The 14,041-nt window shown below is 33.5% G+C and carries 11 protein-coding genes and 1 pseudogene; 10 read left to right on the forward strand and 2 right to left on the reverse strand.

Annotated elements, in window-relative coordinates; all coding sequences use genetic code 11:
• The first annotated feature begins 518 nt into the window (after positions 1-518).
• On the forward strand, positions 519-2,234 hold the full coding sequence (locus I589_RS02155) for a P-loop NTPase fold protein (RefSeq protein WP_010769776.1): 1,716 nt from the start codon (positions 519-521) through the stop codon (positions 2,232-2,234).
• A gap of 89 nt (positions 2,235-2,323) precedes the next feature.
• Positions 2,324-5,512 carry an SIR2 family protein gene (locus tag I589_RS02160; protein ID WP_010769775.1) on the forward strand — a complete coding sequence of 1,063 codons (3,189 nt, stop codon included), beginning with the start codon at positions 2,324-2,326 and terminating at the stop codon, positions 5,510-5,512.
• Positions 5,513-5,835: 323 nt separating this feature from the next.
• Here the strand turns inward: I589_RS02160 and I589_RS02165 are convergent, their stop codons facing one another.
• Both I589_RS02165 and I589_RS02170 read right to left on the reverse strand, forming a co-directional pair.
• Complete coding sequence (locus I589_RS02165) at positions 5,836-6,228, reverse strand: PTS sugar transporter subunit IIB (RefSeq protein WP_010769774.1); 393 nt, start codon at positions 6,226-6,228, stop codon at positions 5,836-5,838.
• On the reverse strand, positions 6,222-7,079 hold the full coding sequence (locus I589_RS02170; RefSeq protein WP_010769773.1) for an alpha/beta fold hydrolase: 858 nt from the start codon (positions 7,077-7,079) through the stop codon (positions 6,222-6,224). Before I589_RS02170 ends, I589_RS02165 begins: the two co-directional genes overlap by 7 nt.
• A 239-nt stretch (positions 7,080-7,318) precedes the next feature.
• On the opposite strand from I589_RS02170, the gene I589_RS02175 reads away from it, so the two are divergent.
• The 8 genes and pseudogenes from I589_RS02175 to I589_RS02210 all read left to right on the forward strand — a co-directional run bounded on the left by I589_RS02175 (position 7,319) and on the right by I589_RS02210 (position 14,030).
• Positions 7,319-7,849 (forward strand): TetR/AcrR family transcriptional regulator, encoded by a 531-nt coding sequence (locus I589_RS02175; protein WP_281169500.1) that lies wholly within the window; start codon positions 7,319-7,321, stop codon positions 7,847-7,849.
• A 637-nt stretch (positions 7,850-8,486) separates the two neighbouring features.
• Entirely contained in the window at positions 8,487-9,353 is an 867-nt protein-coding gene (locus I589_RS02180; protein WP_010769771.1) for a MerR family transcriptional regulator, read from the forward strand.
• 980 nt (positions 9,354-10,333) lie between these two features.
• A complete protein-coding gene (locus I589_RS02185; RefSeq protein ID WP_010769770.1) occupies positions 10,334-10,609 on the forward strand; it encodes a BMC domain-containing protein in 276 nt (91 codons plus the stop codon).
• Positions 10,610-10,643: 34 nt separating this feature from the next.
• Entirely contained in the window at positions 10,644-11,648 is a 1,005-nt protein-coding gene (locus I589_RS02190) for a DMT family transporter (protein ID WP_139242897.1), read from the forward strand.
• A 1-nt stretch (position 11,649) separates the two neighbouring features.
• Entirely contained in the window at positions 11,650-11,934 is a 285-nt protein-coding gene (locus tag I589_RS02195) for a hypothetical protein (RefSeq protein ID WP_010769768.1), read from the forward strand.
• 12 nt (positions 11,935-11,946) lie between these two features.
• A complete protein-coding gene (locus tag I589_RS02200) occupies positions 11,947-12,243 on the forward strand; it encodes a BMC domain-containing protein (protein WP_010769767.1) in 297 nt (98 codons plus the stop codon).
• Positions 12,244-12,332: 89 nt separating this feature from the next.
• Positions 12,333-12,446: pseudogene (locus tag I589_RS18745) on the forward strand (BMC domain-containing protein); the annotation flags it as partial.
• Positions 12,447-12,584: 138 nt separating this feature from the next.
• A complete protein-coding gene (locus I589_RS02210; RefSeq protein WP_010769765.1) occupies positions 12,585-14,030 on the forward strand; it encodes an aldehyde dehydrogenase family protein in 1,446 nt (481 codons plus the stop codon).
• Positions 14,031-14,041: the final 11 nt, after the last annotated feature.

Consider the following 14,041-nt stretch of genomic DNA (forward strand, 5'->3'; position numbering starts at 1 on the left):
ACTCGTAAGAAAAATTTAGATGGCATTCTAATTTATCAAATGACTTATGATGAACTTAATATGGAGTTTAATCTAGTTCCTAAATTATTATGAACGATAGTGCTTTGTTTTTATGAATTTGAAATTTTCCTTTCCTATATGCCCCACACAAACGTATTTTTTGAATGCCAAAGTGAATGCCATTTAGTTAATTTTTATTGAAATGTAATGATAAATACTCTTAACCAAGACTCTACCAATTATTGATATGACAGTCATTGAAATCAATTGACATTTCAATTCTCAAATGGAATGTTGTTTGATTCACTGAGTGAAAGAAACATTTTATATGAATGCTTCTTTTTTGTGAAAATAGCAGATATTGCAAAAAGACTGAGGTTTGATACAATTTATTTAAGCATAACTTTTATAGTAATAAGCAGTAAAATATATCATTAATTGACATCAATAATTTTGTTCCAAAAAATAAGCTAAAAGACTTTGTTTATTCATTAAAACAAAAAGTGAAGGTGATCTAAATGAATATCAATGACATGAAACCACTAAAGGAAATAAAAAAAGAAGGCTTTTATCCAGCAACATTATCAGGAAGAATTTCTGATATAGAAGATATCGTAAAAAATTTTGCAACAGGGATTTATGTTATCGGCGGAGATAGAGGCTCTGGAAAAACAACTTTAATGAATTCGATAGAGAACCAAAGTTCCAAAAAACGTGCTCAAAATTATGGATTTATAGTAGCAGAAAGTGAGTATTTTCTGCACTTAAATGTTACTAATAAGGATACCGATTTATTGCGAGAACTAATTCTTTTTTTAGAACAAATATATGTAGAAAATGCTGAAAAACTGGGTAAAGAAATTTTGAATAGAATAGAGAATATAAAAGAAAAAGTATTATTTGATATTTATTTAGAAGAAATTGAAGAGGAGATTCGTGGTGAGAGTGAAACTTCTACTTCAAATTTTATTTTTGGGATTAAAGCATCTATTTCAGAATTTATGTTTTCAAAAGCAAGTTTGGAAGCTAATAGTATAAAGTTAAATAACGATGAAATTAGGAATAGAAAGATAAAATCTCCTAGACAAAGAAGGGAAGACGTTGCTGAAGAAGTTGTAAAATTATTCGCTATTTTTTCTGATAATTTCTCAATAGTAGTTGTGCTAGATGAGTTGGATAAACTTGATGACATCAGTCTTGAACATTTTATTGAAGAAAATAAGGTTGTTTTAGTTGAAAGTTCTGTTATCTTTTTTTTAGTTGTAGATAGTCAAAAATATGTCAATCTAAAGTATGATAAAAAATACTCTGCTTTAGATAATTTGATTCGTGAATATATTTTTTTACCTAGAATGAATTGGCAAGAATTCATTCTAGTAGTCCCCAAGCTATTAAAAATTAGCAGTCTTAATACACTTCAAAGTATCTACTATAGATCAAAAGGAAATTTTCGTGAAATTATTAAATTGAAAAAAGACTACAATGATTACTATAGTCTAAGTGAAAAAAGAAATAAAAGTGATAGTTTAAGAAATAAAAATATCTATTCATTTAAAATACTAATAGAAATTATAACAAATGAGTATATTATGGATTTACCTGAAGTACTTAATGAAATAGCAATTGATTTTATTCATGACGCATTAGAAATTGTTAGTATAAATAGTTATATAACTGAGCAAGAATTATTAGAAATTCAAAAAGGGTATCTTTCTTCAAATAACGTGCTAAATAGTGTGCTAAATAGAGTTAAAGAGGTGCTTCTTAATTATGTGGTTTCTAACAAGGTTGAAGAAAGAGGAACTCTGAAAAAGGAATTAGCAAAATACTATGAACCTAAAAGCTATTTTTCATTTTCAAAAAACTATAAACATATTGAGCTAGAGACAACTGAAATTGGAACACTATATCAATTGTTAGATATGTATTATGAAAGTGTGGATGGTGTAATAATTTGTAAAGAAACTAATGAAGATTCTTTTTACAATACCTCATATACAGCAACAATATTAATCTCAAATAATTATATGAATTCTTTGGTATTTGTAAACAAACGAGGTTTTGCTTGGAATTTTGAGGAAGGGATGAGATATGGCGAGATGCAACAATATTTAAAAGACAGACAAATTAAATATATTGATATAGAACTTCCAACAACAGAAACAATGTTGGAACATGTAAATGATTTAGAAGTATTTTCTGATATGTTTAAGGAGAAGTACAATGATTATTAGACAGGAAAATGATAGGGAATTTTTTACTCAAGGCAATGGATATTGAGTTAACATTGTTTTTAATAAAACAAAAAAGGTTGGAGTTTGATATGGGAAAATATTACAAAAAAACAGAATTTGAAATATTAGTAAATACACTCGCAGAGGCAGTTAAGAACTTTAACCTAGTTATTTTTGTAGGGGCAGGAACTTCATTATCACAAGGATATCCAAATTGGAATGGGTATATTGATAAACTTATTCATTTTTGGCAATTTAATATACGAAATTTTCCAGAAGCTGAGGGAAAAATATCTAATCAGTTACTTTCACAATTTGATGAAATATTAGAGTCTAGAAATACCAATAAAAGAAAAATTGATTTATTGCATACTTTACTACGGGGTATTTTAGGAAAAAAATTTGATGATGTAAAACTTGATTTTGAAGAATATTTTTTTAATAGTGTGGCACCAGATTTCGTTGAAAATAGTGTTTTAGTCGAGTTGGCAAAATTGGACCCAATATTCGTCACTTCAAATTATGATTTTGAAATTGAAAGACACTTGGGACGTTCAAAACAAAAGGGAGCATTCAAACCTATAAATAATATTCGTGAATTTACAGAATTAAATAGCATACTACGCTCAGGTGATGTTTTGCATTTACATGGGACAACCGAGGGAGATTGGAACTTTTTTGTAAATTCATCAGTGGATTATTCTCGTCAATATTTAAAACAGCCACAAGACTTTAATAATTTGAGTACGTGGTTCAAAGAAAAGAATCCAGTTGTTCTATTTATTGGAAGCAGTATGGAAGAAGAAGAAATTTTATCTTTACTTCCAGCTACTACTCAAAATTTTGCATTAATGAAAGCAGATTCGAGGGAAACACAGGAATTTAGAGAAATCTACAATCAAACATATCAAAAAAATAATAATACCACAATATTTTGGTATGGAGATAATTATAATGAATTACCTGTGGAAGTAAATAAAATTGTGGGCGCAGTTCAAAATAAATTAGAAATTCCTGAAAGTATTGACGACTGGAATATACTTCATGCAGTATCTACTGAGGATGAAGTATATAAGGAAATTCTTGAAAAGCATTCGGAAGATGAGAGGTTTCTATTCGATATTTTTAAAGCAGATGATTTTGACTTAGAAAAAAAGATTTTAAAAAATACACTCAGTAGCCAAATTTTATTAGATAAAATCAGTGGTATCAGTAGTTTTTGGACTATGATTGATAAAAATTTTGCAACTTTAGATGAAATACAAGTTCAATCGATTATTAACATTTTTATCAAGCAAAAATTGAGTATCCATTGGGAAGAAATTTTTAAAATTTTTGAAAATTTGAAACAATCAAGTAAGATTGAACAGGAAGACATAAATGAGATAAGAAGAAACCTTTCTGAAAATAAAGAACTTGTAAGAACAGATTTCTCAAGCGATTCAGATTTAATGGGGTATTGGTTGGTTAAACAGCTTCAGCAGGGACATTCATATCATAGAAGTATTTTCTATAAAGATAAGGTATTTTCAATCAATTTAAAATCAGAAATGATTTCATTAATTACCGAATCAGTAACTGATGAATTTGGCTATCGTTACTTGTCATTTAAAGAACTCATGTCTGATGACTTGATAAAAATCATATATAATTCTCTTTTAAATGGAAGATTATTATTAGATGGAATATCAATTTCAGATAATTTTCCAGATTCCTTACTTGAACTTCGTTTATTTCAAAGAATTTTAGTAAGTCTGGATAATGAAAATAGCTTGCATGATTCTGTTGTGACTAATTTGATAAGTAAAATTGATTTTTCTGACACTATTTTTGGTGCTGAACTAAATGTCTTTGTAGATAAACATAGAAAAGAAATAGAAAAATTTGGCAAGAAAATTCCAGAAAACTATCAGAATGGAATGGATGAAAGTGAGGCTGGTATTGTATATCCTAAATCATTTATTGATAACAACCAAATTCTTGAAGAAGATGTAGATAGTATTTTAAAGATATTATTGACCAGCCAAAGTGAATCTTTTTTGACAAGAAAAGACTTTTATTCAGAAAGAACTTCTCAAGCAACATCTGATTTCTTGATAAGTTCATTGAATAGAGATGACGAAGTTTCAAAAAAAGTAAAAAAACTAATTCTTGAAAAAGGATTACTACTGTATCCAAAATATGAGAAACTTTTTATCGAAATTTTAACGAATGATGATTATGATTCTGAATTAAAAACAGAATCTCTGAAGATTTTTTTAAAGAAATTTGATATGGACAGCTTTAGTTGGGAAGAGGAGAAACTTTTTCAAGGATTAATTGACAAAGAAGAATTTGAGAGTCCGGCTTTTGAGAAATTGTTGGAAGTGAATGTTGATGAACTTAATTATGATTATGTATACACGGATAAAGATAGACCAGAATTACTTGAGGTTGATGATTTTATTAACACAGAATTAGGTAGGTATCTGAGTATACTGATAAAATTAAATAAAAAAGACCATTCACGACGTAGTAAAATTAAAAGTATTGTATCCAGTGTTACTCCGAATGAATTTCGAGAATATTCACAGGGTGCCTTATTCACAGTAGACAGTTCTATAGATTTAGAAGAAATCACTATCAATACTTTTCAAGGATACTCTTTTTCAATAAGTGGGTTTAAGGAGAAAGACTTAGCCAAATTTAAACCTGTGGGTCAAGAGTTGTTAAAAAAAGGTTATGTTAATAATTTGAATCAAAATAATCTTTTCTTGCTCGCTCTATGTAAAATAAATCCTAGTGACGAAAAAACGGAGGTTAATTGGAGTGAAGTCAATTTTTCGTGGCTTATTGTTATCATACTTCAAAGTAATGTTGAGTTTGAATATGAATCACAGTGGACTAAAGAAATAATTCTAAACGATACAGATGGGAAATACGGAATGAATATTTTACATTCTTTAGCAGAAGAAAATGCTTTATTAGCTAAAGCAGAAAAATTCTTTCAAATATTCGAAGAATGCATTAACGATTATGAAGGAAAAGTGAGCATTGAATCACTTCCGGATAGTATTGAAGAGCAGAGTGAGCCAGACAAAAAAAATTTATTAATCAAACTATTCTTTTTATTACTAGATAATGCAAAAATTGAAAAGAGTTATTTTGGAAGTAAAAGTTTAGTAGACTTGATGAAACAACTTCCATTAGATTTACAGAAGAGACTTGCAGGTCATACAAATCTCTCAACTATTTTATCGCCATTAGAAATTGAGAATTTAAAAAGAGAGATCGATTAGAGACAATAAACTTTAAGTACTTGATTTTCCTTTCCTATATGCCCCACATAAGTCTATTTTTTGAATGCTAAATTGAATGCCATTTGGAAACATTTTATTGAAATGTAGTGATTAGAACTGTTATTTCTCTTCCTTTGAATGGTTGATATAACAGGCATTGATGCTTGTTGATACAGTGATTCTCAAATGGAAGGGTCTGTTGGCTAGCTTCTCTTCCCTGCTCTAAGTATTAATACACGGCCAACATCTATAGCTCTTTTTTTAGAGCAAATGAAGAAAACTAGCGCCTCCAGTTAAGTGAATGACTTAGCTGGAGGTTTTTTTTACTTAGCATCGTCCATTATTTGAAAAGATAGAATGTCGTGAAGTGCTTTTTTTCCGTTCATGTTTCCAAAAGTTTTCATATCTAAGTCTAGGCATGGGATGTTTAAAGGGATTAAGAGCTTCTTCAAAGCAGGTGTTCGATAACGAACTTGTGGACAAACGTATACTAGATCTACATAGGGTTTAAAGAGGGTTTCCAGATTCTCTTGTCGTATGATGCCTTCGCCTCCGTAAGCGACTAACGTGGAATATGTTTGAGATAAATTTGAAAAATCTACTATAATATCATGTAAAGATCCAAAGTATACTTCATTTGGATTAGCCGCTTTAGATATTTTTTGACAGAACATGCTGGAAGTCATCCCTCCTGCACAACAGATATAAATTAACATTTTGTCCCCTCCTGAATGAATTTGTGAATGATGTCTAAAAAAATTTGAGGCTGGTCCTCAAATGGTGCATGTCCACATGAATCTAGAGCATGGTAAGAAATCAACGCATTTTTTTCGAGTTTTACCTGATTGTCAATTGCTTGTTCAAAACAAATAGGATCATTTTTTCCTTGAATAATGCACATTGGAATTGTACAAGAGGCAAAAACCCCAGCTAGGTGGTCAGTAAAGAACCAATCACTGATTTGTGCCGTATAGCGTGTGGATGTTGACTGATTTTCCTTAGAGTAGATGTACTTTTTTATTTGTGGATGATTAAAGAAATCTTTAGCTGGCAAGTCCAGAATGGAATCGAAATCATCGGAGGTAAAAAGTAACTTGGTGGTTTGTATATGAGTATGTAACATATTTCTAAAAAATTCTTCCCCAGTCGTATTGTCAAAAAAAACTGCCGGACAGCTGAGAATTAACCCTTGAATATCATCTGAAAATTGTTGGATGGTGTGTAATGCTAAAGAACCACCAAAGCTTCCTCCAAACAAATAGAGTTGCTTTTTAGGGAATTTCTTTTTTACATAGCTAATCATTTGAATTACATCATCGACCAGTTCTTTTTTTGTCATTTTTACGTGAGTTGGATACAAAGAATTACCGGAACTACGCTGGTCAAAATAGAAGCACAAATACTGTTTTTCTAATTCTTTAAATGCTGGAATCTTTCTTAATGGAGCGTAGCCGCTACCCGGACCACCATGCAAAAAAATGATGATTTGTTCAGATTGCTCATTTCCAGAGAGGAGAGAGGCAAGCTTTACTGTCGCTTCCGATTGAATAAAAAATTGACATTCCAATATAAAATCCTCCTATGTTTTCAATGTTTATTTCATTTGATTGGAGTGTATCATAAAAAATCTAAAGTTAACAGTGTTAGTTTTTTGACTATATATGTTAGTTTTGATAAAGTGAGAATAGTTTCAAAAGAATCAGTATCAAAAAATTATTTTAGAAATTAGTATAGGTAACTGAGTAGTTATCCTTGTAAAGGAGTTGGATTTTCATTTCATATAAAAAATTAACAAGAGAAGGAATCATTTTTGCAGCAATGGAAATGATTGAAAATACAGAAGATCATAAAGTTTCTCTGAGACAGCTAGCAAAAAAATTGGATGTAAAAGCCCCTTCACTATACAATTATTTTGCTGGTTTTGATGAGTTAATTGAAGAGGTACAAGTGAGAATTTTTCAGCAAATCACTAAAAAAGTCATGTACTCAATTGCAGGGAAATCTGGTAGAGAGGCATTTATGTGTGCTGGACGATCATGGGTTAGATATGGACTAGAAAATCCAGCGCTTTATCAATGGATTTCATGGGAAAATCTACATTTGACAGAAGAAGGAAAATTATTTATTTCAGCATTCATCAATATTTTTCAGCAATATAATTTCAGTGAGGAAATTCTTTCAGATGTAATGAGAACCGTAAGAAGCTATGTACATGGGTTTACTAGTTTATCCATTCAGTTAAACTCTTTAAACAATGATGAAGGTAGACTGTCTAAGAGCTTTATGTATGGGATGGAAATTATATACTCAGGAATCATCTCTCAACCGTTAGAATAATAGTAATAAAATGTGCTATCTTTTGCTAAAACAGATAGCACAATTCCTAATCTTAACCTAATTGTACAAGTTCAAGCGAGTGATGAAACTGATAAATCATTCATGTGATTAAAATGAGTGTTAATAAGCATTATAGTAGAATAGATTTCTCAATGATGTTACACAAAAAAATCTGAGAGTGAGCAATCTGAATAAATCATTCTTTTTTTGTATGGAGTATGAGTAGTTCCATAGGGTGAGGCATAACTATCTAAGTTATATGCCACCCTTGTGAATTCTTAATAAAGGTTGGGAACATAAGCAACTCATCTTCTACGCATGAAACATGCTGGAGTTGAGGCTCAACAAATAAGCTGAAATTGCATTTCTACATCTGCTTGATGCTGCAAATCCACGAAGGTTCACTTTCCGATGATACCCATAAACCTACTTGGTTTTCGGAGCGGAACATTTCTGTCCCGACCTCAGTGAGGCTCTCCGTCTGTTATAGAAGACTATTCTATTTGAAAGTCATTTAAATTTATATTCTAAAGAGGGAAACTTCACTTATCTAGACGTAAACTTCCTACTTCCCCTTGACAAGCGTAGGTTTATTTTTGATAATATAAGTGGTTGTGTCTAATGGAGAGATGTTTGAATGAAAAAAACGCAGGAGAGTTCAAATCCTGGTCCAATGTACTCTATTGGCGAGGTTGCCAAGATATGCAATGTTTCCCGCAAAACATTACGCTATTATGAGCAGCTTGGATTATTGAAACCAGACTATGTGTGTTTTGAAAACGGTTACCGCTATTATACTGAACAAACGATGAATAGTATTCCTGTAATTAAATACTACAAACAGATGGGATTTAAATTGCAGGAGATGAAGCTTGCCCAAAATACTGACAATTATTTTTATCAAGAACAAGAAAATATTTTTTTGACAAAATTAGATGAGCTAAAGCAAGAGGAAAGAAGAATTCGTAATAGTTACGGCGCAATCGCAGAATGGTTAGGGATGATAAGAGAAGGAAATATAGCGACTTCTAATCAGTTACAGGAGATTAATGTAAAGTATTTTGACGAAGAGACGTATGTCTACATGGAACAAGAATTTAAGAGAAACTATATGGACGCAGTAATTAATATTCCATGGGTCAACTATCTGGAGTCTCAAAAATGTGAAATTATGGGTCCTGTTATTCTAGGCTTTGAAGGCTGTGAGGACGAGGAAGAATATCGTAGCTCAAAAGTAAAGATTATGCAAAAACCAGTTGGTCAGGTGGAAGGAAATATACCAACCAAGACTATTGGGGGACAGTTTTTCCTTTCAAGTTATCACATTGGAGACGTATCAATGATTAATAAACAATATAGTAAAATGCGAGCTTGGGCAAAAGAGCATCATTATCAGTGTAAAGATGAAGTTTACGAACGGCACATCGTGGATTACTGGTCAACAATGAATGTAGATAGTTTTGTTGTAGAGCTATTGATACCAGCAAAGAAAGTGAAAAGTTAAATATACCAAGATTAGTGGGGAATGTATTCGGCGGAATACATTCCCCACTAATCTCTATTTATAGAGGTTTGATCAGAAGCGGTTAGCCCTTAGAATCAAGCAGGGACAGCGCCACATCGGAAGTAGAGCTTCGTGATTAGCTGCACCAGCTTACATCTATTTCTTTCGGAAAGAGTGCATCGATGCAATTTCAGTTTATTTGCGGAACCTTCAACTCTGATTCTATGTGTGGAAGATGGTGAGAGCAAAAGGGAAAGGAGTCTTCCTTCCCGTGCTTTAGTAAAAAAGAGCCATAATAAAAATAAGTCGAAACTTATGAAAATGACGAACTGTCTTTTTGTGAATTTTGGCTTATTTTTTTGTCAATAATGTTTATTACTCAAAATAAGTAGGAACATCAACTATTATAGAACTTTTTTTGAGTAAAAAATTAATGGAAATCAATAATGTCTCTTTATTTGATAATTTTACATTTTTATAGGGATCAATTGAGGGAAATTTCTGTGTTTTGTGAATCGCTTTAGAAAGGTTCTCCCTAAGGGCATGTCTGCTTTTTCTTTCCATTTATCAACATAAATTGCCGGTATATCAAGCTTTAGGAAGATTTGTTTACTTGTTTCAAAAGTGGCTATTTCAACGACAAAGTGAAAAAATGAGCAAAACAGGCAAATATCTTGACTTTTTTAGTGAAGCGGTTTTTTTCTTGTGTATTAGATGGAAAAATTTTTCTTTTGTGAGAAGTGAAATGAGAATAATTATCAAAAGTTGATTTATCAAGGATTATAAACAAAGCCTGCTTGCTATTCTCAATTAGGTGAAATCACTGAGAATAGTACACTGTTATACTCTTTTTATTTTCTGTACTATAACAAAAAAATCGTTGACTGTCCCCTTAAGGTCAGGAAATATGATAGAGCTATCAAAATAAAGCGTTTTAATAAAATATGATTTTAATAAAATGCGAAAGGAAGAAAAAAATTATGAAACATGATGCATTAGGAATGGTAGAAACAAGAGGATTAATCGGATCAATCGAGGCAGCAGATGCAATGGTGAAAGCAGCAAATGTATCGTTAGTCGGAAAAGAGCTTGTCGGTGGTGGAATCGTAACTGTTCTAGTTAGAGGCGATGTTGGTGCAGTGAAAGCCGCAACGGATGCAGGGGCTGCAGCAGCAGAACGTGTGGGTGAATTATTATCTGTTCACGTAATTCCTAGACCACATGCAGAAGTAGAATCAATTTTACCAAACAAATAATTTTAGGGAATTCTTGATGAAAGGAAATGAAGAGATGGATAGTGGGAAAAGTGTTTCATATGTCAGTGCAGACACAAAAATGAAAGAGGCAAGTAAAGGGTTTCGTGTAAAAGGAATTACCAATGGACTTGTTTCCGGGATTACTTATGGAATCTATTCAACACTAGTGGTTGTTGCAAGTGGCTATGATCCATTAATTAGTGCGACGGGTATCCTAGCAGCACCATTTGTTTGTTCTGGATTGAATGATTTTTTTGCTGGAATTTTTCTATTATTTTATAACGCAAAACAAGGGAAACTAAAAGAACTTCGCCGAATGTTGGCAACAAAGCCAGGGAAAATGCTTGTCATTGGTTTTCTATTAGGAGGACCTGTAGCAAATGGTGCTTATCTAGTCGGATTGGCAATGGCAGGAGCATACGCGATTCCAATATCAGCTACCTGTGGATTGTTTGGTGCATTGTTCTCTTGGATTTTCTTAAAACAAAAACCAACTCCGCGAATAATTTTTGGCATGCTTGTTGTTGTAGCGGGAGCGATTACCATCAATATGGTGAAGCCAGAAGGCGCACCTAACTTTACTTTAGGTATCATTTGTGCCTTTATTGCTGCAATTTCTTGGGGATTAGAAGGCGTCTTTTCAAGTTTTGGCGGAGCAATGATTGATACGGATGTTGCGGTAAATCTTCGTCAACTAATCTCAGGCTTATTCGTTATTGTGATTATTTTGCCGATTATTGGTGGCTTGAATTTATTTGCCGGCACATTAGCAGCAGTTACACCTGTTTTGTGGCTGTTATTATCTGGATTAAGTGCGGGGGTTTCGTTCTTAACGTGGTATAAAGCTAACGCAATGGTTGGAACAGCTGTGGGAATGTCCTTGAATGTTACGTATGCTTTTTGGGGGGTTATCTTCAGCGTGATTTTCTTGGGTCAAGCATTAACACCAACAATGGTGATTGGCTCAGTCGTCATAGTGATAGGAGCGATTTTGGTAACGATGAATCCATTAGATTTATTCAGAAAGGGGGAAGCGTAATATGCTTTTACCTAGTCGAACAGCCGTATTAAATGAATTAGATGGTGAAAAAGAACTGAATGTGAATCAAATTATGAGCAGATTAGAGCCCACCTATGGAAATGAAAGTCAGTTTAATAAAAAATTATACGTCGAACATATCATGGCGCTAGAAGCAAATGGATTAGTTGAGCTTACCAGCTATGAGGTAGATGAAAAAGATGAATTGGTTTGTTTTTATCGTATGACACAAGAAGGTCAGGCAACTGTTGAAAAATACGTTGATAAGAAATATCGAAAGGCATAAGGGGGAAATCACTTGAAGTATCGTGGTGAAGAAGCTTTAGGATTAGTGGAAACAATTGGGTTAGTACCAGCTTTGAAGGCAGCAGATGAGATGTTGAAAGCGGCAAATGTGGAATTAATTTCCTATGAAAACATTGGCTCTACATTAGTCACAGTCATGATTAAGGGTGATGTTGCAGCGGTGGAAGCTTCTGTAGCAGCAGGCGCAAAAGCAGCTAGTGAGATTGGTAAGCTAACCGCACAAAATGTCATGCCTAGACCTATTTCGTATGTTGGAGATATTGTCTCTGTTCATGCAGTAGAGGATTAAATGAGGGAGGAAATCGAGTGAAAACATATGAAGCAATCGGTGCGATTGAAACATTTGGCTTAGTTTTTGTTTTAGAAGCTTGTGACGCAATGTGTAAGGCGGCTGATGTAGAGCTGGTAGGTTATGAAAATGTTGCCTCAGGCTACATCTCAGTGATTGTTCAAGGGGATGTTGCGGCTTGTCATTCAGCGGTAGAAGCAGGAATTGCAGCAGTGGAAAAGATGAATGCAGAAGTGTACAGCTCAGTTGTGATTGCCAGTCCGCATGCCGATTTAAATAAACTTATTGAACGCTATCAGCTAGTCAACCTTCTACCTGAAGAGGAGGGAGATGCATCATAAATGCATGATGTAGATAAAGATTTACTATCAATTCAAGAAGCGCGAATTGTCTTGGAGACAGCGAAGGATGCGCAGATTTTGATGAAAGAGTATGGGCAAGAATTTTTTCATAATCTTGTTCGAGTAATGATTCGTGAAATTCAGCCATTGATTTCTGAATACGTTTCTTGTGAGATAGAGGAAACAGGCAAGGGCTGTCAAAAAGAGAAAGAAGCCTTTGTTCTTCAATTTTTAAAGGCGATGGAAGCAGAGGTTGGAGATAAAACCTATATCGGTGCCACAGCAAAAGATTCTGCGGGGAAAATTTTGCAAGTGGGTGTTCCTTTAGGTGTCATTCCGGTCCTCTTACCTTCAGAAAATGTGGTAATTCATACACTTTATAGCTTGTTTGCGGGACTTCAATCTGCTAATGCGATGATTGCGATTCCCCATGTGAAAGCGACTAAAACGGCGACCTTAGTTATTAAAAAGATTCAGCAGATTGGTCTTTGCAACGGGTTGCCTAGAGGAAGTATTAACTGTATTGAGTACTTAACTGAATGTGGAACAAAAGAGATTATCAATAGTCCGATGACAGCGATGATTTTGGTTTTAGGGCAAAAAAAATATACCGACACAACCATTCCTAAACGACCAATAATTTATGGTGGCTCTGGAGCGACACCAGTCTTTATAGAACGCTCTGCCGATACGCAAGTCGCAGTAAAAATGATTATTGAAAGTCGAGCTTATGATTGCGGGTTGTTACCTGCTTCAGAACAATATCTGATTGTAGAAAGTACGATTGCAGAGAAAGTGAAAAACGAATTGATTCAAAACGGGGCGTACTTCCTGTCAAAAGAAGAAGAAATAAAGCTCATTTCCTTATTACAGCCTAAGAATGATGGCATTCAAGAGAGCTGTGTTGGAAAAAGTGCAGCCTGGCTGGCAAAGAATGCGGGGATTCAATTACCACGAGATACGCGAATCTTAATTTCTGAACAAAATTATCTGCATGATCAAGATCCATTTGTGAATGAAATGAGTTGCCCAATCATAGTATTTTATAGAGAACCAGATTGGCAGCATGCCTGTGAAAAAGCCATTCATTTACTTCAAGAAAAGAATGATGGACATACGTTAGCGATTCATTCTAAAGAACCAATGATTGTAAATGAATTTGCCTTGAAGAAGCCGGTTGCAAGGATGGTGGTGAATGCGGCGGCAAGCTTTTCTAGTATGGGGCTTGGCTCGACTTTACCGCTGTCACCTATTTTAGGTGGTTTTACAAGAGGATTAGGAATTAGTGCAGAGAATATTACACCAGCAAATCTGACCTATACGCGTGAAATTGGTTATGCCTCTAGCGAGTGTCTAGAAGAGAAAACCATAGAAAGTAACGTACATGACACACAGGTAAAGACTCAGTTGATTGAAAAAGTTTTGAAGAAAATGTTGGAAAAATAATTTGTTGAAAA

Source organism: Enterococcus phoeniculicola ATCC BAA-412 (assembly GCF_000407505.1).
Classification (GTDB): domain Bacteria; phylum Bacillota; class Bacilli; order Lactobacillales; family Enterococcaceae; genus Enterococcus_K; species Enterococcus_K phoeniculicola.

Bases quoted from the DNA above. Each gene is read 5' to 3' on its own strand.
- I589_RS02195 (WP_010769768.1), top strand. From the start codon at position 11,650: ATGCTTTTACCTAGTCGAACAGCCGTATTAAATGAATTAGATGGTGAA.
- I589_RS02190 (WP_139242897.1), top strand. From the start codon at position 10,644: ATGGATAGTGGGAAAAGTGTTTCATATGTCAGTGCAGACACAAAAATG.
- I589_RS02210 (WP_010769765.1), top strand. From the start codon at position 12,585: ATGCATGATGTAGATAAAGATTTACTATCAATTCAAGAAGCGCGAATT.
- I589_RS02160 (WP_010769775.1), top strand. From the start codon at position 2,324: ATGGGAAAATATTACAAAAAAACAGAATTTGAAATATTAGTAAATACA.
- I589_RS02165 (WP_010769774.1), bottom strand. From the start codon at position 6,228: ATGTTAATTTATATCTGTTGTGCAGGAGGGATGACTTCCAGCATGTTC.
- I589_RS02155 (WP_010769776.1), top strand. From the start codon at position 519: ATGAATATCAATGACATGAAACCACTAAAGGAAATAAAAAAAGAAGGC.
- I589_RS02180 (WP_010769771.1), top strand. From the start codon at position 8,487: ATGAAAAAAACGCAGGAGAGTTCAAATCCTGGTCCAATGTACTCTATT.
- I589_RS02185 (WP_010769770.1), top strand. From the start codon at position 10,334: ATGAAACATGATGCATTAGGAATGGTAGAAACAAGAGGATTAATCGGA.